The sequence below is a fragment of the Palleniella muris genome (assembly GCF_004792655.1).
Taxonomy (GTDB): Bacteria; Bacteroidota; Bacteroidia; order Bacteroidales; family Bacteroidaceae; genus Prevotella; species Prevotella muris_A.
The window spans coordinates 1-22,787 of the sequence record NZ_SRZC01000035.1 but is presented as its reverse complement, the minus strand read 5'-3'; the positions used below and the strand labels follow the sequence as shown (position 1 = coordinate 22,787).

The window sequence follows — 22,787 nt, the reverse complement described above, 5'->3', positions numbered from 1 at the left end:
TTCATAGTCATGTTTGTTAAAAAATGTCTTAAATACAATTAGTTTAAACAACTTCTACGTACATATTCGCACTTTATTGTGTTTAACATTCGCATTTAAGCAATATTAACCATTTATGGGAGTGAAAATTTGTAAGATTGGAGAAAAAGCCGTAAATTTGCAGGCGATTTCGGTACATATCCCGTTATTTTTAATTACAGACAGAATATCAAACTTAAAAACAAGCGCCTATAGACCAATATCTACTTAAATAATAAAAATTTAAGAAGAATGAACAATTCAGACAGTGTTGCATCCCTGTCTGCTCTCACTGATGAGCAGCTTGCAATAGCATACATAAATGGTAATAACGGCGCTTTTGACTTGTTGCTTGAACGCAACAAGACGAAGCTTTTCTCGTACATACTTTTTGTGGTACGCAGCCGTGACATTGCTGATGACATCTTTCAGGACACTTTCGTGAAAGTCATCATCAAACTGCAGCGTGGGGAGTACAAACCTTCAGGCAAATTCAGTGCGTGGCTTACGCGAATTGCCCATAATGTCATAATGGACAGGTTCCGTTCCCAGCAGAACAACTCGACGATTGATGTTGACAATGAGAATGATATGGCAAAAGTGGAGGGCGACGCCCTAACAAACGATTCTGTAGAAAACTATTTTGTGACGGAGCAGATACTCACTGATGTGAAGCATCTCATGAACTGTCTTCCGCCCCTTCAGCGCGAGGTGGTCTTCATGCGCTATTTCCAGGAGATGTCCTTCAAGGAGATTGCCGAGGTGACGGGTGTGAGCATAAACACTTCCCTCGGGCGTATGCACTATGCGGTGAACAACTTGCGTAAGATGATAAAAAACAACAAGATGGAGTTACACGTTGTGTAGCTCCATCTTGTCATTAGTGCTGTTTCTCTAATCCTATAAAAGATTTTAGTTGCTCTAAGAAGGTAAAAAAAGGAAAGAATTTTTCTTTATGACAGAATCCCTGCAAAAGCGAAGCGGATTCTTTTTCTTCTTTGCCTTCTTCGAGAAATACCATGTTTGAGAAACAGCGGAATAGTCTTCTACAAACAGTCACTCCTTATAACGGTCTCCCCAACAGTTCACCATATTCTGATACAGCTTCTCCTCCGCAGGACTATGCTGCCCATGCCAGAAACGCGCATCCTGCAATTCATCGGGCAGGAACTGCTGACGCACAAAATGCCCGGGATAATCATGAGAATACTTATAGCCGTCACTGTAGCCAAGCTCCGCCATCAGCTTCGTCGGAGCATTGCGCAGATGAAGAGGGACAGGCAGGTTGCCGGTCTCACGCACAACTCCCAAGGCCGTGTTTATACCATTATATGCGGAATTGCTCTTCGGAGAAGTTGCAAGGTAAACCACAGCCTCGGCAAGAGGAATGCGCCCTTCGGGCCAGCCAATCTTCATGACGGCATCAAAGGCAGCATTGGCAAGAAGAAGGGCATTAGGGTTGGCAAGTCCGATGTCCTCTGAAGCAGAGATAATCAGTCTTCGTGCTATGAACTGAGGGTCCTCCCCACCCTCTATCATCCTTGCCATCCAGTAAAGAGCTGCATCAGGGTCACTGCCGCGAATGCTCTTTATGAAGGCTGAGATGATGTCATAGTGCATCTCGCCGTCCTTATCATAAGCCAAAGGATTCTGCTGAAGGCGCATGGCAACCAGTTCGTCAGTGATGACAACCCCATCTTTGCCTTCCGATTCTACAACAAGTTCAAGAATGTTAAGCAGTTTGCGGGCGTCTCCTCCACTGTATCTCAGCAATGCACCACTCTCACGTATCTCTATATTCTTCTGTGAAAGCACAACATCCTCATGGACAGCACGTTCAAGAAGTTCCAGCAAATCATCTTTCTCCAAAGACTTGAGCACATACAACTGGCAGCGTGAAAGCAACGGGCGGATAACCTCAAACGAAGGGTTCTCCGTCGTAGCACCGATAAACGTGACAGTGCCCTTCTCCACAGCACCAAGCAGAGAGTCCTGCTGTGACTTGGAGAAACGATGGATTTCATCTATGAATAGTATCGGACTGGAGGTCTGGAAGAACCTGTTTGACTCCGCCTTCTGTATGACCTCGCGCACATCCTTCACACCACTTGTAACGGCACTCAGCGTGTAGAACGGCACCTCCATCTGGTTTGCCACAATCTGCGCCAACGTTGTCTTGCCCACCCCCGGAGGCCCCCACAAAAGGAAAGAGGAGACACGCCGTGCCTCAATCATGTTCCTAAGCACCGCCCCTTTGCCGACAAGATGCTTCTGACCTATATACTGTTCCAAAGTGCGCGGACGCATACGTTCTGCTAAAGGCTGACTCATTTCTGTTTTTTGTTCTTGTTATCTTACCTTTTGCAAAATTAAGAAATAAACACGAATTAACAAAAAATATAATCCAAAATCTTGCAAATACATTATTAAAGTCTTACCTTTGCACCCAAATTCAATAAAACAGAAAAACATATATGACGAAAAACAACAATCAGGAAGGAATCTCTTCACTTGCAAATGTGACAAAAGGCAACGCCTGGGACTTGCAGGAAAACGATGTCGTGCGCCTATGGCAAGCAGCAGAGAAAGAAGAGGACATCCGTGAAAGCGGACGCCATTATATGGACATACTCCGTGGTGCGTTTGAACTTGAGGAACTAAAAATCGACAAACCAGAGATAATAAAGAAATATGAGGCACGCGGCATGACCGTCGCAGAACTGCCTTATGGAGAGGGCACAAAGAAATGGGGCATAAAGAAGCGTGCCATAAACCGTGTCACTGACCTTTCCTATGAGAATATCACACATATCTCCGCAGCAAAGCTCATTGAGGTGCTCGAACGCAATTTCGGTGGAGGCTGGGACTCTCTCTCACAGGGAATACGCGACATCATCGAACACGGATTCGACATCAGCACAACAACCCTTCCAAAGGAACGCCTGAAGAAGAAAGGCGGAATGTACGAAATGAAGGTCGATGACGGATTTGAGGTTCTCGAAATAGAAAAAGGCACATGGGTGGAAGCAATATTTGCTAAAGCGAAACCAAAAGTCGAGAAATATTCCAGCCTGCTTGATAGCACAAACAGCTCGGGTCTCAGAGACGAAGACAGCGAAGACGAGGATAGCGATTTGCCGGAAGACACATATAATATGCCTGACGAGGATGACGACATTGACGAGGATGCTCTTACAGCCGAGAGCTATCGCACAACAATTGATGCTAAACCGGAAGACCTTGACATCACTGTCGACGACCTTGATGATGAGGAATATTAAAACAGCACACTACAAAATTTCATGACTATAGAGTGATTAGGGGTGGACACAAGTTTTTGTGTCCACCCCTATCATTTCCCATGTTTATCTCTGCAGGCACTAAGATATAAACAGCTGTATAGTAAAAAAACGAAGGCTGGCCAATCTGTCATTCCAAATCAATCTGTCAAAGAACTCACTGTATTTTAGAGTATTTGAAAATCATTTGCATTTTTCATCCTACCCTTTTACAATTTAGCCAACCTTTCGCAAAACAGACTGTTCCCTATGGTTATGAGCGGAAAAATGCCAGCCCGACGCAATGCTGCTCGCTATGTTATAAAAAGTTATTTTTTCACCAACAGTACAAACATTTACGGATATTATGACTACTTTTGCCGAAAGGCAGATGCAAGGACTGCCAACTGAAAAAAATCATACGAACTACGCCCGGCATCCTTGCAACCCGGACACAAAAAGAAAACACCATGGAACAGAATTTCTGTCAAAGTTGCGGCATGCCGCTTACTGACGGAGTCAAAGGCACGAACGCTGACGGCAGCATTAATGAAGACTACTGCATCTATTGCTATAAGGACGGCAAGTTCACACAGGACATGACAATGGAGCAGATGATTGAGCATTGTGCGCAATTCACTGATGAAATGAACAAGCAGACTGGCTGGAACCTTACGCAGGAACAGGCGAAAGAGCAGATGCGAAAGTTCTTCCCTAACCTGAAAAGGTGGAAGGAATAGTCGCTTGTTGGGACAATATGGCAGTGGTATGACACGTTGGAAATTGTGGTACATACTGGTTTTATTCTCTCTTTCACTGCTTATCACAGCATGTGGGAACAAGGAGAGTAAGATGACTGTGCGCTCTGTTTATTATTGGAATACAGCATTTAACATTGACTCCATAAAGAGAGACTTCATCAAAAGCCACAAGATTGGAAAGATTTATGTAAGATATTTTGATGTTGTGCAGGATGTGTCAGGAGGCTTTCCTGTCCCTAATGCCACGATACGCATAGACAGCGTGCCGGAGGGGCTTACGCAAGAGATTGTGCCTGTTGTGTTTGTCCTGCCCGATGCGTTGGACTGTGATGTCCGCAAACTGGGAGAAATGATTCTTGCGCGCGTCAAACAGATGAGCGAGACGCACAGCATGGGAGAGGTTCGGGAGATACAAATCGACTGCGACTGGACAGTGTCCACCCGTCAGCGTTTCTTTGATTTCATGAAATCTCTAAAGGAAAGGACTGCCGAAGAAGGAATAATCCTTTCTTCAACCATACGTCTCCACCAGCTTGCCACTGCCCCTCCCCCTGCCGACAGGGGAGTGCTTATGGTCTATAACACCGGCGATATGCGCAGGATTGACAAGGAGAAGCCTATCCTTGACATAAAAAATGTGCTGCCGTACCTAAAGCATCTGAAGAACTATCCGCTGCCACTTGCCACGGCATACCCTATCTACCGTTGGGAATTGCTTTTCCGTAATGGCAGGTTTGTGGACATTGTGCATGACCGCAGCGAGCTCCCTATCCTGCAATCGGACACGGTTGTGGTGCGACAGCCTTCCATGGATGACATCATGGCGTGCCGCCGTGCCATAGAAAAAGTGCGTCCGGAATGTGCAAACGAGATTATACTCTTTGACTTAAACAGCTATAATATAAAGCGTTATGGTTACAAAGACTTTGAAAACATTTATAATAGGTCTGTTGGCTTTTAATGTCTTGCAGGCTTATTCTTGTGCATGGACAGCACCGGAGAGGTGGCACATGTACAATTTTGGCTCACCTGTGTTCAGCAATTATTTCCAGGGCGAGAACTATAAATATTGGAAAGAATACTGCAAACCTAAAAAACTGTTTTATTGGGCTTCCATTTCAACCATGAAAGAGGCTGCCAATGCGAAGAAAGATGCGCCGATGCTCAGCTATCTCAATGCACTGGAACAGTACATGAATGTAGCCGACGAGCTTTCCCGTGACAATTGGGACTACCCGACAGCAGAGCAGCTTGCCAAGCGAAAGCAAACGCTTGGCAACATACTTTCCGCATGCCGGCAGCACAATTCAGGGCGGCTTGCAGACAGGTGGCTGTTGCTTGAAATGCGTGCCAACATGATGTTGGGGAATTATTCCGAGAATGTTTCTTTATGGAGAACACGAGGAGAGAAGACTTCTGCCGGCTATGTCAAGGAGATGATGCGCAATGTTTATGCCAATGCGCTTCTCAACACCGGCAACAAGGTCGGCGCATGGAACATTTATGCCGAGCAGAACGACAACCAAAGTCTGTTGTGGAGCGCGAGGAAATACACCAACCTTGCCGGAATAAAGGAGCTGTACAGTCGTTATCCCGATGCGCCTGTGCATAAATTCCTGTTGGAGAAATATGTCAACTCCGTGCAGGATGTTGTCGATATGTACTACGACAGGCTGCACCGCAAAATCCAAAATGCGGAGGAAATGACCTACGGTTCTGTCATTGGGACTAACTGGGAGGAAGCATACACTTACTATTGGCACGAAATCAGTGGCAAGGCTTATGCCCCGATTGACAAGGATTACATGAAGGAAATCAACGAGTTCATTGCATTTTCCGACAGTGTGGCAAACTTGAAAGCCACGGTCAATCCTTGCATGTGGGAAACTGCATCGGCGCTTTGCTCCTATTTCTTAGGCAATTACGCTCAGGCAAGGGAAAGGGTTGGCAATGCCATGGCGATGAAGGGTGACAGTGACACGAAGGATATGGCACGGCGCATACGCATGCTTATTGCGACATCGTCAGACGACATTGCCTCTTCGGAGTTCAAATCGTTCATCACCAAAGAACTTATATGGCTTGACGGTGAGATAGACAAAAAGGGTGAAAACTATCTTGCGAACGCCCGTGACCGCATTCTCAACCTCGGACTTGCAAGAAACTATGAGGGGCAGCACAATATGGACATGGCACGCCTTGTCGCTTTGTGCCGCGGCTATGTGGGAGCACATAAGGAATATGTCCTTAACTCTATGATGCTGAACATATATCCGAACAAGTCCGCTGACATTGTGAAGCTGTTCCATGCTCTTAATAATCCGGGTAACGACCCTCTTGCCCAGTATGTTGCATCGAAAGTCGTACTGCCTGATGATTTCAAGAACGACATCCTCGGCACGAAATACATTCAGGAAGGGAAGTGGGAAGAGGCTCTCCCCTACCTCAAACGTGTCAGCATGCAGTATCTTAACAGTCAGGCAATAGCGTTCTATGCCGCACGGCGCAACTATAAAATCCCTGCATGGAACGGTTTCCAAACTGTCAATGACAACAATTATGAGGAGATGCAGAAGCCTATCTTCCTGCAACGCAACGTGAAAGTGGATTTCTGCAATGACATGATAATGCTTGCCAACGAAGCCAAGTCTGCCTCACAAAACCGCAAGGACAGAATAGCCCTTGAGGAAGCTGTGGCATTGTATCAGGCTTCGCGATTCGGACAATGCTGGTATATTGCACAGTATGGCTTCTCACATTATGAGAAACATCCTGTTGCTGCTGACGAACTTGCAGGCAAAGCCATAGCGAGACTGCACCAACTGGAGAAGTCTGCCGACCCTAAAGTGCGTGCCTCCGCACTGTTCGCCTTGGTTTATGCCGCGCCTGACAAATGGCGTACGGAGGAATGGGACTGGGGTAGCAACAAGACAAACATCCTTATCCACCGCACCTCTGCACAATATGCTGCAATAAACAAACTCAACAATTTCCTTACAGCCCAACCTTCAGCCCACCTACCTGAGATTTCACGCTGTGACGTGATAAAGCAGTGGCGCGCATCCCGCAAATAAAGGCTTGTCCCTACACGAAACAAATTAGGCTCAAAGATACGATGGTCACGTAATTACAAAATGTTTATGAACAATAAGATTGGATATATAAACTTCTGCATTGGCAAATTTGCAGAAAGGTTTCGGATGACACGGCTGATGGCATACCACTATCTGAGTGCGTACAAAGGACTGGAATTCCTTGACGAATGCTACGAAGCAGAGCATCTTCTCTCAGCAGAGGATGCTGTTATGGATTTGAGAAAAGTTTGCAGAAATAACGGAGGAACGATATGACGAAGGCAGAATTGAACTTTATGATTGACAGTCGTGTCGAGGCATTGGTCGGCTTCCTTATGGAGGATAAGGACATGAGCCTGCTTGATGCCTTTGACCGAGTGTATAATTCCCGAACATACCGTTTGTTGAGCAATCCGCAGACAGGGTTATATTACCAGAGCGCCGGATATGTTTACAGCTACCTTGAAGAAGAGTGTCAATAAAATCAACTTTTATTATGAACAACGAATATTTTTTATGAACAACGAAATCCTTTACATCCTCCTGCCTGACTATGCAGCGCACGAGGTGGTGTTTCTTTCTCAGGCAATCGCATCGGATGAGTTTGCATTGAAAGAGAATCCGAAATATATAAATAAGGTGGTTGCCCCAACAATGGAGCCGATCAAGTCCATTGGCGGTTTCCGCACATTGCCTGACTACTCGTTTGAGACCATGCCGGAGGACTATGCCGCATTGATTCTTATCGGTGGCTTTGGGTGGGCAACTCCTGTTGCGGACAGAGTAGTTCCGATAGTTGCAAATGCCATTGCCAATGGCAAAGTGATCGGAGCAATCTGTAACGGTGCTTCGTTTATGGCAAAGCATGGCTTCCTCAACGACCTAAAGCACACCGGAAACGGACTTGAGCAGCTGAAGCTGTGGGGTGGTGAGAACTATACTAACGCTGCCGGGTATGTCAACGCTCAGGCTGTCTCCGACAAAAACATCGTGACTGCCAACGGTTCTGCCACACTCGAATTTGCAAAGGAATTGCTTCTTTTGCTTGAGAATGACACACCGGAGCGCATAGAGATGTATTACCAATTTAACAAACAAGGCTGCTGCGAACTGTTCAAATAAAGAAAGTATGTTAAGCAATAGAGCTACACGTAACCTTTGGCTGGTGTTATCAATAATATCGGCATGTTCTGTTATTGGTCGTGCAATCGGAGTTGCCAATGGCAGTGGAGAATGGTTGAGACTTGGTTCTGCAATAATTATCTGTGCCGCATGCATAAGATTCTATCTATACTACCGCCGCCAAGTAAAGAAAGGAATCCTTTTCGGCAAAGGCAACCCGTGGAGGGATTCTCATTAAATAAAGATAAAAATGGAGGCTTATATCCACATAAACACAAAAACATGGCTTGCACAACAGATTTCATACAAGAACTATGCGACATCCTTTCTCCACTCGGCGAGGTCAGAAGCCGTAAGATGATGGGCGACTATGTGATCTATGTCAATGAGAAATGTGTCATCACAGCTTGTGACAACATCACTTTCATAAAGAAACTCCCATACATAGCAGAAATGATGAGCGATGCAGAGACAGGTACGCCCTACCCCGGCGCAAAGGAAGCATACATCCTTGACACATCCAACCACACAAAAGCATTGGAAGTCATAGCCACACTTTGGGAGAAATTGCCATTTCCAAGAAAAAGAAAATAATGCCGCAATGCAGAAACTTGCAAAACAATTCCTGACACTCGCGCTCTTTGCGCTCATGATCCCTTCCACGCTTCGTGCACAGATAGAATGGAGCGACAGCCTCATGTGGTACCGGTCCGCAAACAAACTGAAGGCAACGACAGATTACGATGTGTTTTATGTCCTGCCCACATGCGTATTCGCATGGGAGGACAGACAAGGAACCAAGCATTACAACGCTGACCCTATGAACCCTGAGCATCGTAAGGCATGGCGACTTTCTGCCGAACTTGCCGACACGATTTTTGCCACGGAGGCGCGTCTCTACCTGCCATATTACAGGCAGGCAACCTTCGGCACACCCAACGAAGCGGCATACAAGGCGGCTTCCGACACAGCAAGGGCTGATGTGATAAACGCATTCAAACATTACATGGCACACAACAATGCCGGTCGCCCCTTTGTGCTGGCAGGGTTCAGTCAAGGAGCGCGCATGGTCACGGAGCTGCTGAAGGCTATGGATGATGACACGTACCGCAAAATGATTGCCGCATACGTAGTAGGCTACGGCATAACGGCAGCTGACACTATGCCACATCCAAATCTTTACATGCCCGGCAGCCACGTGATGCAGCACATCCGCATGGCTACTGATGCTGCATCACGTGGCGTGACGGTTTGTTTCAACAGCGTTGCAAAGGTTGAGGCTGTCAACAAAGATTTGTGTGGCATGAACATCGCCTGCATAAACCCAGTATCGTGGACTACGGAAAACCGGCCCGCCACACTGCTTGCCGCAGGAGCATCACCGCAGAAGGATGACAGCCGCTTTCCATACGGCACGGCAGTAGTGGCACGGTCGAAGGATGTCCCTGTGACTGTCAGTGTCAACAAAGAGCTGAAAGTCTTGGTCGTGGATGGGCTTGATGTGCCTCGCTACACCCTGCCTTCACTAAAGGATATGTTCCCGGAAGGCAACCTTCATCTGCAAGAACTGTTCTTCTATGCTGAACACTTAAGAGAGAACGTTAAACTGAGAAACCGTAGCAAGTGAACCTATGCGTTTTTCAAGAAACAACCACATCTCCATAAATCAGCATGACTCCGTATGAAGCAAAAGAAAAAATACTAATGAAAATTTGCACGGAACCGGGAAAAGCTGTAACTTTGCAGTCTTGTTTTTACTGATAGAACAGAGATGAAGAAACGTTTTGACATTTATAAAGAACATTACAAAGCCCTGATAAGTCTCGGGCTGCCGATAGTCATAGGACAGATAGGGGTTATTGTACTGGGCTTTGCCGACACACTCATGATTGGACACCACAGCACGGCAGAGCTTGGTGCAGCGTCATTCGTAAACAATGTGTTCACACTTGCCATAATCTTCAGTACCGGGTTCTCTTACGGTCTGACACCGATAGTGGGCGCGATGTATGGTACAAAGCTGTACACGTTTGCCGGACAAGCACTGCGCAACAGCCTTGTGGCAAACACACTTGTGGCTTTGCTGCTGACAGTGTGCATGGGAATCCTGTATTGGAACATTGAGAACCTTGGACAACCGGAAGAACTGCTTCCGCTTATCAAACCATACTATCTTGTGCTGCTTGCATCATTGGTGTTCGTGATGCTGTTCAACGGCTTCAAGCAGTTCACTGACGGCATAACAGACACAAAGACAGCGATGTGGATACTCCTGAACGGAAATGTAATGAACATTATCGGCAATTACATCCTCATCTACGGCAAGTTCGGCTTTCCCGAACTCGGACTACTCGGTGCCGGCATAAGCACACTGTTTTCCAGAGTGGCTATGGTGGTGGTGTTTGTCATCATCTTCCTCCGCAGCATACGCTTCAGACGGTATAAGGTAGGCTTCTTCCGTTTAGGGCTGTCACGGACTGTGTTCGGACGTTTGAACGGACTGGGGTGGCCTGTAGCTTTCCAAATGGGCATGGAAACTGCATCATTCAGCCTCAGTGCCATCATGATAGGCTGGCTTGGCACAATTGCATTGGCCTCCCATCAGGTGATGCTTGCCATTTCACAGTTAACATTCATGATGTACTACGGCATGGGAGCAGCAGTGGCTGTGCGTGTCAGCAATTTCAGCGGACAACATGACACACTCAATGTACGCCGTTCTGCATTTGCAGGATTCCATTTGATGGTTGCCCTTGGCGTGGTTCTGTCATCCATTGTATTCCTTCTGCGCGACTATCTCGGCGGATGGTTCACAGAAAGCCCTGAGGTCGCCACAACAGTGACATCACTTATTTTCCCGTTCCTTGTCTACCAGTTTGGTGACGGACTGCAGATAGCTTTCGCCAATGCCCTGCGCGGAATATCTGACGTGAAGCTTATGATGCTCATAGCGTTCATTGCTTATTTCGTCATAAGCCTTCCTACGGGATATTTTTGCGGCTTTATCATGGACTGGGGAGTACAGGGTGTCTGGATGGCTTTTCCTTTCGGACTCACCAGTGCCGGTCTGATGTTGTTTGCGCGTTTTAACTATATGACAAAGAATAGATGAAAACATGTATCATAACAAGATGTTGTGACTATGAGGCATTGACGGCAATATGGCTTGCATCGGTCAAGGCTACACATGATTTCCTGACAGCGGAAGATATCGAATTCTACCGCAAGAAACTACCGCATGACTATATGCCATGCGTTGAGTTGTATGCCATAAAAGACGGCAGTGGTGAATGGGCTGCCTTTATAGGGCTCAGCAACGAGATGATAGAAATGTTGTTCGTCCATCCCGACAGTATGGGCAAAGGCTATGGCTCACAGTTGCTGCGATTTGCTGTCAAGGAGAAAGGGTTGCGAAAGGTTGATGTCAACGAGCAGAATCCACTTGCCTTGAAGTTCTATGCCTCTCACGGATTCACCGTTGTGGGACGTGACGCCACCGATGGCGAGGGCATGGCGTATCCAATCCTGCATCTTGAAAAACCCAATGAGCAAACTGCCAAAAAGCTGAAAAGCACATCCGGCGCAGCATGTAAGTAATATCATATTAGTCATGGCATAGCACAATGACAATGAAAGGTAACGTTTCGCCATGCAAAGTGTTACTTTTTCCTTGTCGAATCGTTACCTTTCACATTACAAAGTGTTACCTTCCGTTACACCAACATATATTTAACACACGTTAAGTTTTTGATTAAGCAAAACAAGGGGGCAACCTTGCATATTTTCACAAAACACCGTATTTTTGCCTACAAAATGCAACGGTGCAGGTATTTCATTGCTTCATGAAATACCTGCACCGTTTTTTCCCTACAATTCCAATCGGTATACTTTGCTATGAATGCCGTCAAAAACACACTCCTCTAAAAACCTGAAACCGCATTTCTCTGCCACGCGCTGCGAAGCAATGTTACGCAAATCGGTGGTAATCAGAAGGGAATGGAGACATAAAACATCACGGCAAAACCTTATCAACGCCATGAGAGCCTCGCTTGTCAGCCCTTTTCCCCAATACGGATGACCTATCCAATAGCCCACTTCGCGTTCCGACTCCACGACAGAGTGATGCTCCTCCCCTGACGGCACAAGACCTATGCAGCCGACAGGCTCACCGGTTTCCTTGAGAATCATGGCGAAATTGTGAGGATTAGGCATGAAAAATTGTTCTATGACCTCACGGCTCATCTCCACAGACGTATGTGTAGGCCACAATGCGAGTTCACTCACCCTGCTGTCGGAAGCATATTTGTACAGCGCTTCCGCATCCTCCTTTTGCCACGGGCGCAATAAAAGGCTGTCAGTTTGTAGGGTTATCATCATATTATTTTTTCTCAATCAATGGTTATTTCCTGCCCATCATACGCAAACATGAACCCTTCCGGCAACCGTGCATTTGCTTCATCATGAAGCCCTATGTCGTGGGTGGTGTGAGTGAAATAAACCTTTTGCGCACCTATCTTGCGTGCGAAAGCAACAGCCTCGTCAACAAGCATGTGGGCAGGATGGTCGTCAGTGAAGCGCAAAGCGTTGACAACAAGCGTTTCTACGCCTTCCAAATACCCGAATTCCGTATCGGCGATTGTCTTCATGTCTGTAATGTACGCCAGTTTCTCCCCTATCCTGTAACCAAGGATGGGCAGTTTTTTGTGCATAACCTCTATAGGGACGATTGCCGTCCTGCCAACCTTCAGTTCCTGATGAGGCTTTATGACACGGAGGTCAAGGCGCGGAACACCGGGATAAAGATGTTCACCGAAACAGTAAGGCATTGTCTGCGTTATCGCCTTTGCCGTATCGTCGTTGGCATAGACATGTATGTCGCCAAACTCATAGAAGAACGGACGAATATCGTCAAGCCCTCCGACATGGTCATAATGCCTATGGGTAAGGAGTATGGCATCTATCCTCTGAAAAGGCATCCTCAACGCCTGATGATAGAAATCCGGACCGCAGTCTATCAGAATCCGCGCGTCCTCCGTCTCCACCAATGCCGATGCACGCAGCCGCTTGTCCTTGGGATTGTCGCTTGTGCACACATTGCAATGGCAACCTATCACAGGCACACCACATGAAGTGCCGGTGCCCAAAAATGTCAATCTCATAAGAAGTTCACCTCAGGATAAATGTCCACACCAAATTTCTCTCTCACACTCCGCCTTATGGCATCACTCAGTGCAACAATGTCCGCACCCGTCGCGCCACCCTTGTTGACAAGCACAAGAGCCTGCTTTGAATGGACGACAGCCTTGCATTCAGCACCGTCAGCCATTTTTCCTTCAGATGACAGTCCGCGCCCTTTCCAACCACATTTTTCAATGAGCCATCCGGCAGGAATTTTCTCATGTTCCTCGTCAATGTGATAATGCGGCATTGAAGGATAATCAGCCAAAAGCCGACGGAAAGTCTCCACAGGGACTACAGGATTCATGAAGAAAGAGCCTGCATTTCCCTCCACTTTCGGGTCAGGAAGTTTCGCGTTCCTTATGTCTATGATAACCTCACGCACATCCTTTGCGTCAGGGTTTGTTATTCCACGCCGTTCAAGTTCAGAAATTATATTGCCGTATTCCAAATGAGGAACGAATGTTTTTGCCAACTTGTATGTGACATAAGTCACGATGTACCTGCCTTTCCATTCCTCCTTGAAACGGCTCCGGCGATAGCCATAATGGCAGTCTTCGTTTGTGAAAACAGCCTGTTCTCCTGTAACAATGTCAAGAGCCTCAACACTATGGATGATGTCTTTCGCCTCACATCCGTAAGCTCCGATGTTCTGAACAGCAGACGCACCGACATCGCCGGGGATTATCGACAGATTCTCCGCGCCATGATAGCCATGGGACACGCAATAATCCACTACGTCATCAAAGCATTCCCCTGAGCCGCAACGCACAAGAACGCAATCTTCGTCCCCACTCTCAATAACCTCTATCCCTTTGATGTTGGAGCGCAGCACTGTTCCGTCAAAACGCTTTGTTAGCAGCAAGTTGCTGCCCTGCCCTATTACAAGCAGTGGGGTATCCTTGTCCGTCAGGGAAAGCAACATACGGCGAAGCTCGTCCACCGTATCACACTGTACAAAACGGCGGCACTCCTCGCTTACGCCAAAAGTGTTGTTGTTCAAAAGGTTATAGTCTCTGTAATCTATCATATATCAATCGTAAAGGGGAATATGTCTCTGAAATCGAACATCATCCCATTCAGGTTGTCAGCTTCACAAGCATGAAACCATCCTTGGTCTTTTTGAATGTCAGCTCTGTCTCAAATCCGTTGGCTATGCCACGGACAACAAGGATACGCTGGTCACCATACTTTGGAAGGCTGCCGTAAATAATGTTATATATCATTTCACGAGGCAGTTCCGGCGCAAACATGGACCATTGTTCAGGCATGATAGAGCCCTCCATACGTGAAAAGTCGTCATCAGGGTCAGGACCGGAGAACTCCATGGTTTCGGAAAGTGCCTCATGACGGAACGTAGAGTCATTGACAAACTTGTCATAGAACAAGTAGAAATCGCCATTTTTGTTCTCTGCCATGTCCTCAGTGCGCAACTTCCGTAGCCTCCAAAGCCCATCTACGCGGTCGAAGACATACTGTTTCACATATCGCTCTGCAAGGAAGATTTTCTCCAGCACCACATGCGCAACCTTCGTATCCTGCGCTCTGCGAAGCTCCTTCATGTTGCCGACAACCATTGTATAGAACCCTTGGTTCATAAAGAAATGGTCCATCTTCCAATCCTTTTTGCCAATGGAAGACATTGTGCCATACACTTCATGATGCAAAGGGAAGATGATTCTCTCCTGCTGCAGCCTCTTGTTGGCAGCGAAATTGAAGATAAAGTCATCAAACAGCTCATCAGCCGCCTTTGGCATCACCGTCTCTTCGATAAGGCTCGTAAGAGTGTCAGCATGTGTGGTATCAACATACGAAGTATCTATGATACTGTCATTGGCTTCTGCTGCCTTGTTGTTGCAGCCGGTAGTTGTCCACATCATTGTCAGAACAGACAATAGCACGATAAGATAAACGCTTCTTCTCATCTTTTCAAAATTTACTTGTATATCAACCAAATTGGGTGCAAAATTACATAAGTCTTATGAGAAAATCAAATTTTTAGCTAACTTTATTCACAACACTCCCATTTTTACAAGAAAAATTATTAATTTTGTACCCAAATTAAAAAACAACATCATAATTATGATACTCGAGAAAATAGAAGCACTGAAAGTTGAGGTGGCAAACATGACTGCCAAGAATGCGTCTGAGGCTGACGAGCTGTATGTGAAACATTTGAGCAAGAAGGGTGACATCACACTCTTGATGCAGGATTTCCGCAATGTCCCTGCCGACCAGAAGAAAGAAGTCGGCATGAAGATTAATGAACTGAAGCAGATGTGCATAGCACGCATCAACGAACTGAAAGAGCAGACAGAAGTACAGGAAAGCGGTGACGAGGCTATAGACCTGACACGCACTGCCTATCCAATAGAGCTTGGTTCACGCCATCCATTGACAATCGTAAAGAACGAAATCATAGACATATTCCAACGAATGGGCTTCACACTTGCTGACGGCCCTGAGGTCGAGGACGACTTGCACGTGTTCACAAAGATGAACTTTGCTGCCGACCACCCTGCACGTGATATGCAGGACACATTCTTTGTAGAGCAGTCAAAGCTGAACGATGTTACCAAGAACATCCTTCTCCGTTCACACACATCATCAGTGCAGGCACGTGTAATGGACGCCTCACAGCCTCCTATCCGTGTCATCTGCCCGGGACGTGTGTTCAGAAACGAGGCCATAACAGCACGCGCACACTGCTTCTTCCACCAGATTGAGGGGCTGTATATAGACAAAAACGTTTCCTTCACAGACCTGAAACAGGTGATGCTGACATTCGCCCGTGAGATGTTCGGTCCAGAGACAAGCATCCGTCTGCGCCCATCTTATTTCCCATTCACCGAACCTTCTGCCGAAATGGACATCTCCTGCCATATCTGTGGCGGCAAGGGATGCGGATTCTGCAAGCATACCGGCTGGGTTGAGATTCTCGGATGTGGCATGGTCGACCCTAATGTGCTTGAACTTTGTGGCATAGACTCTACAAAATATTCCGGCTATGCATTCGGTCTTGGTGTTGAGCGTATAACAAACCTCAAGTATCAGGTCAGCGACTTGCGCATGTTCTCTGAGAACTACACTCCGTTCCTTAAAGAGTTTGAGAACGCATACTAATTAGGATATTACAAAAAAAAGCCCGGAACCATGTAACATAGTCAGGGCTACAAACAAAAACAAGTAACAAAAGATATTTTTAAATGATAACAGTCACAAATCTTGCTATACAATTCGGCAAGCGAGTTCTTTACAAGGACGTCAACATAAAATTCACCAATGGCAACATTTATGGCATCATTGGTGCCAACGGTGCGGGAAAATCCACCCTTCTCCGTGCTATCTCAGGTGAACTTGAGCCTAACAAGGGTACCGTTGAAATGGGACCGGGAGAACGTATGTCCATACTTGAACAGGACCACTTCAAATACGATTCTTTCACTGTCATGAACACAGTACTCATGGGACATCAGCCACTTTGGCAGAACATGCAGGAGAAAGAGGCTCTTTACATGAAAGCCGATTTCACAGACGAGGACGGTGTTAAGGTTGCGGAACTTGAAGAAAAATATGCAGAACTCGGTGGCTGGACAGCGGAAAGCGATGCAGCACAACTTCTACAGAACCTTGGCATTGCAGAACCTCTGCATCAGAAGATGATGTCTGAACTCTCTAACACAGAGAAGGTGCGTGTCATGCTGGCAAAGGCTTTGTTCGGAAATCCGGACAATCTCCTCCTTGACGAGCCTACCAATGACCTTGACCTCGACACAGTGCAGTGGCTGGAGGAGTATCTTTCAAATGTCGAGCAGACTGTCCTTGTTGTCAGCCACGACCGCCATTTCCTTGATGCAGTATCCACACAGACTGTGGACATCGATTTCGGCAAGGTGACAGTCTTCTCAGGAAACTACTCTTTCTGGTACGAGTCATCACAGCTGGCTCTCCGTCAGGCACAGAACCAGAAGGCTAAGGCAGAGGAAAAGAAAAAGGAACTTGAAGAGTTCATCCGCCGATTCTCTGCCAATGTGGCAAAATCCAAGCAGACAACATCACGAAAGAAGATGCTTGAGAAGCTCAATGTTGATGAGATTCAGCCTTCCACACGTAAGTATCCGGGCATTATCTTCACTATGGAGCGTGAGCCGGGCAACCAGATTCTTGAGGTTGAAGGCTTAAAGGCTGTTGAAGAAGACGGAACTGTGCTGTTCGATAATGTCAGCTTCAACATCGAGAAAGGTCAGAAGACTGTATTCCTGTCACATAATCCAAAGGCTATGACAGCACTTTTCGAGATTATCAATGGTAACCGCGAAGCACAGGCGGGTACATACAAGTGGGGCGTGACAATCACAACTGCATATCTTCCACTTGACAACACGGAGTTCTTCCAGACAGAACTGAACCTCGTGGACTGGCTCTCTCAGTTCGGTCCGGGCAATGAGGTTGCCATGAAAGCCTTCCTCGGACGCATGCTGTTCAAGCAGGAAGAGGTCGAGAAGCATGTCAATGTGCTTTCCGGAGGTGAGAAGATGCGCTGTATGATTGCACGCATGCAGATGAAAAATGCTAACTGTCTCATCCTCGACACTCCGACAAACCACCTTGACCTTGAGTCTATCCAGGCTTTCAACAATAACCTTGTAACCTTCAAGGGCAATGTCCTCTTTGCATCACATGACCACGAATTCATCAACACTGTTGCCGACCGTATCATCGAACTTACACCTAAGGGCACCATTGACAAGTTGATGACCTACGATGATTACATCTATGATGCAGGCATAAAGGAACAGAAAGCCAAAATGTACGAATAGTATAACAACCCTATATTATATAATTAGGTGCGCAATTACAATGCTTGGCCTGAACTACAATGGACAAAAACAAAAGCAATATATTCAGCAGCTTACGCAAAACTGCCATGAATTGGCACACTATTTGTAAGTCTAAAAAGCAGACCAAATACAAAACAAACACTATGGAAGAAAAAGAACAGAATATAAACGAGGAGCTTCAGCCTGAGGTTGAAGCTCCTGTGAATGAAGAAAGCACTGCTGAAGAAACTCCAGTCGAAAACTGTGAAAAAGAGGAGGAGACACAGGAAGAAACTCCTGCTGAGCCTACTCTTGAAGAACAGATTGAGGAATTGAAGACACAAATGCTTTACAAACAGGCAGAGTTCGACAATTTCCGCAAGCGCACACTCAAAGAGAAAGCTGACCTTATCCTTAACGGAGGCGAAAAGACTGTCAAAGCCATTCTCCCCATACTGGACGATTTCGAGCGTGCCGTACAGCAGGCTGAAAAGGCAGAAGACATCGTAGCCGTGAAAGAGGGCATGGAACTGATATTCAAGAAATTCATAGACACACTGAAGAAGATGGGCGTTGAGAAAATCGACACTCAGGATGTGGATTTCAATACAGACCTCCATGAGGCTGTAGCCCTTGTCCCTGGCATGGGTGATGACAAAAAGGGCAAGGTCATTGACTGTGTGCAGACAGGCTACACCCTCAACGAGAAAGTCATCCGTCACGCCAAAGTTGCAGTCGGACAGTAATATTTGATTTTGACATTATGGTGGGTTCAAAAGAATATAATCAGGAAATCTGACAAAAAGACATATTACTCCTCTACACGACAATTTGTCAGACAGTAAATAACAAAACGGACGTGACCCCACCACAGAACAGGTAGAAAACAAACGTAACTCACAGAACACACCACTATGGCAAAAAGAGATTATTATGAAGTGCTTGGCGTTGGAAAACAGGCAAGTGCTGATGAAATAAAGAAAGCTTACAAGAAGCTCGCCATCAAATACCACCCTGACCGCCAGGCAGGAAAAAGCGAGGCGGAGAAAAAAGATGCGGAAGACAAGTTCAAGGAGGCAGCCGAGGCTTACTCCGTACTTTCCGACAATACAAAGCGCCAGCAATATGACCAGTTTGGATTCAACGGCCCTAACATGGGAGGCGGATTCGGCGGTGGCGGAGGCTTTGACGGCTTCGACATCAATGACATCCTGAACTCTGTCTTTGGAGGAAACTTCAACTTTGGAGGCGGAGGCGGTGGCTTCGAGAGCTTCTTCGGAGGCGGCGGAAGAGGTCGCGGTCAGCAGGTTCACCGTGGCTCAGACCTTCGCCTGAAAGTAAGGCTTAACCTTCAGGAGGTGGCATCCGGCGTGACAAAGAAGTTCAAAGTGCGCAAGGACTGCACTTGTCCGCGCTGTAACGGCTCAGGTGCAGAAGGCAACTCCATACCGGAAACATGTAACACATGTCATGGCAGCGGCTATGTCCTCCGCTCACAGCAGAGCCTCTTCGGCATGATGCAGACACAAAGCCCTTGCCCTGAATGCCAGGGAGAAGGAAAGGTCATAAAGAACAAGTGTACACAATGCCATGGCACAGGCCTTGTCAAGGACGAGGAAATCATAGAAGTGCAGATTCCGGCAGGCGTGCAGGACGGCATGGTTGTCACTGTTCCGGGCAAGGGAAATGCAGGCGCACACAATGGTGTAAACGGTGATATTCAGGTGTTCATCACAGAAGAGCAGAACGACACCTTCGTACGTGACGGCAATGACATACGCTACAACCTGCTGCTTGACTTCCCTACCGCAGCTCTCGGAGGAAAGGTTGAAGTGCCGACCATTGACAACAAAAAACTGGCTGTCACCATCGAACCTGGCACACAGCCTGGCAAGACACTCCGACTTCGCGGAAAAGGTCTGCCAGCTGTACAGGGCTATGGCTACGGCACCGGCGATATGGTACTGAATATCTCTGTCTATGTTCCTAAGACATTATCCAAGGACGAGAAGAAAGCCCTTGAAAAGATGCAGGACAGCGACAATTTCAAGGCTGACAGCACCACAAAACGCAACGTATTCGAGAAATTCCGCAGTTTCTTCAATTAATCCACTGGATTTTTGAAACACAGAAAAACAGCAGCAGAAACTTAAGCGTTCTGCCATTGGACACATTTTCACATGAACTATTCTGAAACAATAGATTATCTGTACAGTGCAGCCCCGGCCTTCACAAAGGTTGGGGCTGTTGCGTATAAGCCAGGACTATACACCACAGAGGCTTTGGACAAGCACGCCGGTCACCCACACAAGGACTACCTCACAGTACACATTGCCGGCAGCAATGGCAAAGGTTCCTGCAGCCACACCATTGCAGCCATACTGCAAACGGCAGGACTGAAAGTCGGACTGTACACATCACCGCATCTTATAACATTCCGTGAGCGCATAAGAGTCAACGGAGAGATCATTAGCGAGGAATACATCGTCAACTGGGTTGAGCGCAACAAGGAGTTCTTCGAACCGCTGCATCCGTCATTCTTTGAACTGACAACAGCCATGGCGCTGGAATATTTCCGCGACAGCAACATAGACATTGCCGTCATAGAGGTTGGGCTTGGCGGCAGACTTGACTGCACAAACATCATCACTCCTATCCTGTCGGTCATAACAAACATATCTTTCGATCACACACAATTCCTCGGTAACACTCTCGCAGCTATCGCTTCAGAAAAGGCAGGCATAATAAAACCGGGCGTTCCCGTAGTAATTGGCGAGACAACTCCCGAGACACGCCACGTGTTCCAAGAGAAAGCAACAGAACTTAATGCGCCGATTCGCTTTGCGGAGGACAACAAATTCATACTTGACGGTGACTTCGAACTGCAAGGACTTTATCAAGAAAAGAACAGACAGACAATCCTTAACTGCCTGATTCCTCTTGCCCGACAACTGAAAGCACGTGGAATAAGCATCTGCAATGCTACCGAGAAAGTGAAATATGCCATGGCTCATATCTGTGAACTCACAGGACTGATGGGACGCTGGCAGACGCTCAACAGCAAGCCTTTAATAATATGTGACACAGGGCATAACGTAGCAGGATGGGAATATCTCTCAAAACAAATAATAGAGACTTTATCCTCACTGCCTGACAATGGCAACAAGGCACTGCGCATCGTATTCGGCATGGTGGACGACAAGGACATCAACAGCGTCATGAAACTATTGCCAAAGAAAGCAACATACTATTTCACACAAGCAGAGACCCACCGCGCAATACCTTCCGCCACTGTCGCAGACATAGCAAAGCTGCACTCACTGACTGGCAACACTTACAACTCCGTGCCGGCAGCCTACGAAGCGGCACTGAACAACAGCACCCCTGATGACATGCTATTCATTGGCGGTTCAAGCTATGTTGTCGCAGACCTTCTCACCTATTTGCATCAATCCTCCGGCAACCTTTGAGCCGAGAAACAAAAAGTGCACACCAATCATGAAAAACCTCTATGGACACATCGGAGCATTGATCGTCACCTTCGTGTGGGGAGCGACTTTCGTAAGCAGCAAAATACTGCTTAACAACGGCATGACACCGGATGAAATATTCTTCCTACGCTTCCTCCTTGCCTACATCTGCCTTGCACTCCTCTCTCATAACCGCCTGTGGGCAAACAATTGGAAAGACGAACTGACACTCTGCGGACTCGGCATCATGGGCGGCTCACTGTATTTCCTCTTGGAAAACATCGCCCTGACCATGTCCACTGCAGCGGAAGTGTGCATCCTCGTGTGTACCTGTCCGCTCATCACCGCCTTGCTAATCGCCATTTTTTATAAGGAAGAACAGCTAAGCCGAAAGCAGATGGTCGGCTCCTTTGTGGCTTTTGCCGGTATGATACTGGTTGTCCTCAACGGTCAGCTTGTACTGAAACTCAATCCTTTGGGCGACATCCTCGCTTTCGCTGCATCCATGGCATGGGCTATCTACTCACTCCTGATGCGAAGGATAATGAACCGCTACGAACCGGACTTTATCACACGCAAGATATTCTTCTATGGCGTAATGACAATCCTGCCGTACATGTGGTACAGTGGCAGCATCTCCGAGAACATCCTTCTCAGCGGCACGCCACTCAGCGGAGAGACAATAGCTGTCATCGCCGGCAACATCCTTTTCCTCGGACTTATAGCATCTTTCGGCGCATTCCTTCTGTGGAATTGGGCAATGCGCCGTCTCGGAGCCGTCAAATGCACGAATTATGTCTATCTGCAACCTATGGTCACCATCATCATCGGCTTCCTTGTCCTTGATGAAAAAATAACCGTCATGGGACTATGCGGAATGCTTATCCTCACTGCCGGTATGATAAGGGCATTAAGAAAATAAAGCACGGACGGCTTGCAGTATATATAGTTATGGCAAATGAACTTGTTCAAACTAATTTATATTCGTTAATTATTCGCTAAAATACAAAAAATACAGCGTATTTTCCAAAAGGTTTATTATATTATTGTGACCAAACCTTAATAT

Annotated in this window: 24 protein-coding genes; 19 read left to right on the top strand and 5 right to left on the bottom strand. The window is 46.8% G+C overall.

Annotated features, from left to right (window positions below; genetic code table 11):
- Positions 1-270: 270 nt before the first annotated feature.
- Entirely contained in the window at positions 271-885 is a 615-nt protein-coding gene (locus tag E5358_RS14390) for an RNA polymerase sigma factor (RefSeq protein WP_135940876.1), read from the top strand.
- A gap of 189 nt (positions 886-1,074) precedes the next feature.
- On the opposite strand, the gene E5358_RS14385 is transcribed toward E5358_RS14390, so the two are convergent.
- The gene (locus E5358_RS14385) at positions 1,075-2,349 is read right to left on the bottom strand and encodes a replication-associated recombination protein A (RefSeq protein ID WP_135940875.1); all 1,275 of its coding nucleotides are present in this window, start codon (positions 2,347-2,349) and stop codon (positions 1,075-1,077) included.
- Between the two features lie 143 nt (positions 2,350-2,492).
- Between E5358_RS14385 and E5358_RS14380 the strand changes: the two genes are divergently transcribed.
- From E5358_RS14380 to E5358_RS14325, 12 genes are all read left to right on the top strand, one after another.
- The gene (locus tag E5358_RS14380) at positions 2,493-3,299 is read left to right on the top strand and encodes a hypothetical protein (protein ID WP_135940874.1); all 807 of its coding nucleotides are present in this window, start codon (positions 2,493-2,495) and stop codon (positions 3,297-3,299) included.
- Positions 3,300-3,766: 467 nt separating this feature from the next.
- Complete coding sequence (locus E5358_RS14375) at positions 3,767-4,036, top strand: zinc ribbon domain-containing protein (RefSeq protein WP_135940873.1); 270 nt, start codon at positions 3,767-3,769, stop codon at positions 4,034-4,036.
- A gap of 28 nt (positions 4,037-4,064) precedes the next feature.
- Complete coding sequence (locus E5358_RS14370) at positions 4,065-5,018, top strand: hypothetical protein (protein ID WP_135940872.1); 954 nt, start codon at positions 4,065-4,067, stop codon at positions 5,016-5,018.
- Complete coding sequence (locus E5358_RS14365; protein WP_135940871.1) at positions 4,984-7,131, top strand: hypothetical protein; 2,148 nt, start codon at positions 4,984-4,986, stop codon at positions 7,129-7,131. Before E5358_RS14370 ends, E5358_RS14365 begins: the two co-directional genes overlap by 35 nt.
- 66 nt (positions 7,132-7,197) lie before the next feature.
- Positions 7,198-7,407, top strand: a complete 210-nt coding sequence (locus E5358_RS14360; RefSeq protein WP_135940870.1) for a DUF3791 domain-containing protein — start codon at positions 7,198-7,200, stop codon at positions 7,405-7,407.
- Positions 7,404-7,613, top strand: coding sequence for a hypothetical protein (locus E5358_RS14355; protein WP_135940869.1), 210 nt, complete (start codon positions 7,404-7,406; stop codon positions 7,611-7,613). The genes E5358_RS14360 and E5358_RS14355 overlap by 4 nt, the downstream gene beginning before the upstream one ends.
- Positions 7,614-7,647: 34 nt before the next feature.
- Positions 7,648-8,253 (top strand): DJ-1/PfpI family protein, encoded by a 606-nt coding sequence (locus E5358_RS14350; protein ID WP_135940868.1) that lies wholly within the window; start codon positions 7,648-7,650, stop codon positions 8,251-8,253.
- Between the two features lie 7 nt (positions 8,254-8,260).
- Entirely contained in the window at positions 8,261-8,491 is a 231-nt protein-coding gene (locus E5358_RS14345) for a hypothetical protein (protein WP_135940867.1), read from the top strand.
- Positions 8,492-8,535: 44 nt separating this feature from the next.
- Complete coding sequence (locus E5358_RS14340) at positions 8,536-8,847, top strand: transcriptional regulator (protein WP_135940866.1); 312 nt, start codon at positions 8,536-8,538, stop codon at positions 8,845-8,847.
- A 7-nt stretch (positions 8,848-8,854) separates the two neighbouring features.
- On the top strand, positions 8,855-9,880 hold the full coding sequence (locus E5358_RS14335; protein WP_135940865.1) for a DUF3089 domain-containing protein: 1,026 nt from the start codon (positions 8,855-8,857) through the stop codon (positions 9,878-9,880).
- A 144-nt stretch (positions 9,881-10,024) separates the two neighbouring features.
- Positions 10,025-11,365 carry an MATE family efflux transporter gene (locus tag E5358_RS14330; RefSeq protein WP_135940864.1) on the top strand — a complete coding sequence of 447 codons (1,341 nt, stop codon included), beginning with the start codon at positions 10,025-10,027 and terminating at the stop codon, positions 11,363-11,365.
- On the top strand, positions 11,362-11,850 hold the full coding sequence (locus tag E5358_RS14325) for a GNAT family N-acetyltransferase (RefSeq protein WP_135940863.1): 489 nt from the start codon (positions 11,362-11,364) through the stop codon (positions 11,848-11,850). The genes E5358_RS14330 and E5358_RS14325 overlap by 4 nt, the downstream gene beginning before the upstream one ends.
- Positions 11,851-12,120: 270 nt before the next feature.
- Here E5358_RS14325 and E5358_RS14320 read toward each other — a convergent pair whose 3' ends face one another.
- Genes E5358_RS14320 through E5358_RS14305 form a run of 4 tightly spaced genes read right to left on the bottom strand, consistent with a single transcriptional unit; the run spans position 12,121 to position 15,356 of the window.
- Positions 12,121-12,630: a GNAT family N-acetyltransferase gene (locus E5358_RS14320; protein ID WP_135940862.1), complete on the bottom strand. Its 510-nt coding sequence runs from the start codon at positions 12,628-12,630 to the stop codon at positions 12,121-12,123.
- Positions 12,631-12,641: 11 nt separating this feature from the next.
- Positions 12,642-13,412 carry an MBL fold metallo-hydrolase gene (locus E5358_RS14315; protein WP_135940861.1) on the bottom strand — a complete coding sequence of 257 codons (771 nt, stop codon included), beginning with the start codon at positions 13,410-13,412 and terminating at the stop codon, positions 12,642-12,644.
- Positions 13,409-14,461 (bottom strand): UDP-N-acetylmuramate dehydrogenase, encoded by a 1,053-nt coding sequence (gene murB, locus E5358_RS14310; protein ID WP_135940860.1) that lies wholly within the window; start codon positions 14,459-14,461, stop codon positions 13,409-13,411. The genes E5358_RS14315 and murB overlap by 4 nt, the downstream gene beginning before the upstream one ends.
- 49 nt (positions 14,462-14,510) lie before the next feature.
- Complete coding sequence (locus E5358_RS14305; RefSeq protein ID WP_135940859.1) at positions 14,511-15,356, bottom strand: DUF4348 domain-containing protein; 846 nt, start codon at positions 15,354-15,356, stop codon at positions 14,511-14,513.
- A 157-nt stretch (positions 15,357-15,513) separates the two neighbouring features.
- Here E5358_RS14305 and pheS point away from each other — a divergent pair, with 157 nt between their 5' ends.
- The 6 genes from pheS (at position 15,514) to E5358_RS14275 (ending at position 22,643) form a co-directional block, all read left to right on the top strand.
- A complete protein-coding gene (gene pheS / locus E5358_RS14300; RefSeq protein ID WP_135940858.1) occupies positions 15,514-16,554 on the top strand; it encodes a phenylalanine--tRNA ligase subunit alpha in 1,041 nt (346 codons plus the stop codon).
- 83 nt (positions 16,555-16,637) lie between these two features.
- On the top strand, positions 16,638-18,251 hold the full coding sequence (locus E5358_RS14295) for an ABC-F family ATP-binding cassette domain-containing protein (protein ID WP_135940857.1): 1,614 nt from the start codon (positions 16,638-16,640) through the stop codon (positions 18,249-18,251).
- A gap of 164 nt (positions 18,252-18,415) precedes the next feature.
- Positions 18,416-18,997, top strand: a complete 582-nt coding sequence (locus E5358_RS14290) for a nucleotide exchange factor GrpE (protein ID WP_135940856.1) — start codon at positions 18,416-18,418, stop codon at positions 18,995-18,997.
- A gap of 168 nt (positions 18,998-19,165) precedes the next feature.
- On the top strand, positions 19,166-20,359 hold the full coding sequence (gene dnaJ / locus E5358_RS14285; protein WP_135940855.1) for a molecular chaperone DnaJ: 1,194 nt from the start codon (positions 19,166-19,168) through the stop codon (positions 20,357-20,359).
- 72 nt (positions 20,360-20,431) lie between these two features.
- On the top strand, positions 20,432-21,721 hold the full coding sequence (locus tag E5358_RS14280) for a bifunctional folylpolyglutamate synthase/dihydrofolate synthase (RefSeq protein WP_135940854.1): 1,290 nt from the start codon (positions 20,432-20,434) through the stop codon (positions 21,719-21,721).
- 28 nt (positions 21,722-21,749) lie between these two features.
- On the top strand, positions 21,750-22,643 hold the full coding sequence (locus E5358_RS14275) for a DMT family transporter (RefSeq protein WP_135940853.1): 894 nt from the start codon (positions 21,750-21,752) through the stop codon (positions 22,641-22,643).
- Positions 22,644-22,787: the final 144 nt, after the last annotated feature.

What these genes read in the sequence shown, in the direction of transcription:
- E5358_RS14390 (WP_135940876.1), top strand. Translation starts at nt 271, where the DNA reads ATGAACAATTCAGACAGTGTTGCATCCCTGTCTGCTCTCACTGATGAG.
- E5358_RS14385 (WP_135940875.1), bottom strand. Translation starts at nt 2,349, where the DNA reads ATGAGTCAGCCTTTAGCAGAACGTATGCGTCCGCGCACTTTGGAACAG.
- E5358_RS14380 (WP_135940874.1), top strand. Translation starts at nt 2,493, where the DNA reads ATGACGAAAAACAACAATCAGGAAGGAATCTCTTCACTTGCAAATGTG.
- E5358_RS14375 (WP_135940873.1), top strand. Translation starts at nt 3,767, where the DNA reads ATGGAACAGAATTTCTGTCAAAGTTGCGGCATGCCGCTTACTGACGGA.
- E5358_RS14370 (WP_135940872.1), top strand. Translation starts at nt 4,065, where the DNA reads ATGACACGTTGGAAATTGTGGTACATACTGGTTTTATTCTCTCTTTCA.
- E5358_RS14360 (WP_135940870.1), top strand. Translation starts at nt 7,198, where the DNA reads ATGAACAATAAGATTGGATATATAAACTTCTGCATTGGCAAATTTGCA.
- E5358_RS14355 (WP_135940869.1), top strand. Translation starts at nt 7,404, where the DNA reads ATGACGAAGGCAGAATTGAACTTTATGATTGACAGTCGTGTCGAGGCA.
- E5358_RS14350 (WP_135940868.1), top strand. Translation starts at nt 7,648, where the DNA reads ATGAACAACGAAATCCTTTACATCCTCCTGCCTGACTATGCAGCGCAC.
- E5358_RS14345 (WP_135940867.1), top strand. Translation starts at nt 8,261, where the DNA reads ATGTTAAGCAATAGAGCTACACGTAACCTTTGGCTGGTGTTATCAATA.
- E5358_RS14340 (WP_135940866.1), top strand. Translation starts at nt 8,536, where the DNA reads ATGGCTTGCACAACAGATTTCATACAAGAACTATGCGACATCCTTTCT.
- E5358_RS14335 (WP_135940865.1), top strand. Translation starts at nt 8,855, where the DNA reads ATGCAGAAACTTGCAAAACAATTCCTGACACTCGCGCTCTTTGCGCTC.
- E5358_RS14330 (WP_135940864.1), top strand. Translation starts at nt 10,025, where the DNA reads ATGAAGAAACGTTTTGACATTTATAAAGAACATTACAAAGCCCTGATA.
- E5358_RS14325 (WP_135940863.1), top strand. Translation starts at nt 11,362, where the DNA reads ATGAAAACATGTATCATAACAAGATGTTGTGACTATGAGGCATTGACG.
- E5358_RS14320 (WP_135940862.1), bottom strand. Translation starts at nt 12,630, where the DNA reads ATGATGATAACCCTACAAACTGACAGCCTTTTATTGCGCCCGTGGCAA.
- E5358_RS14315 (WP_135940861.1), bottom strand. Translation starts at nt 13,412, where the DNA reads ATGAGATTGACATTTTTGGGCACCGGCACTTCATGTGGTGTGCCTGTG.
- murB (WP_135940860.1), bottom strand. Translation starts at nt 14,461, where the DNA reads ATGATAGATTACAGAGACTATAACCTTTTGAACAACAACACTTTTGGC.
- E5358_RS14305 (WP_135940859.1), bottom strand. Translation starts at nt 15,356, where the DNA reads ATGAGAAGAAGCGTTTATCTTATCGTGCTATTGTCTGTTCTGACAATG.
- pheS (WP_135940858.1), top strand. Translation starts at nt 15,514, where the DNA reads ATGATACTCGAGAAAATAGAAGCACTGAAAGTTGAGGTGGCAAACATG.
- E5358_RS14295 (WP_135940857.1), top strand. Translation starts at nt 16,638, where the DNA reads ATGATAACAGTCACAAATCTTGCTATACAATTCGGCAAGCGAGTTCTT.
- E5358_RS14290 (WP_135940856.1), top strand. Translation starts at nt 18,416, where the DNA reads ATGGAAGAAAAAGAACAGAATATAAACGAGGAGCTTCAGCCTGAGGTT.
- dnaJ (WP_135940855.1), top strand. Translation starts at nt 19,166, where the DNA reads ATGGCAAAAAGAGATTATTATGAAGTGCTTGGCGTTGGAAAACAGGCA.
- E5358_RS14280 (WP_135940854.1), top strand. Translation starts at nt 20,432, where the DNA reads ATGAACTATTCTGAAACAATAGATTATCTGTACAGTGCAGCCCCGGCC.
- E5358_RS14275 (WP_135940853.1), top strand. Translation starts at nt 21,750, where the DNA reads ATGAAAAACCTCTATGGACACATCGGAGCATTGATCGTCACCTTCGTG.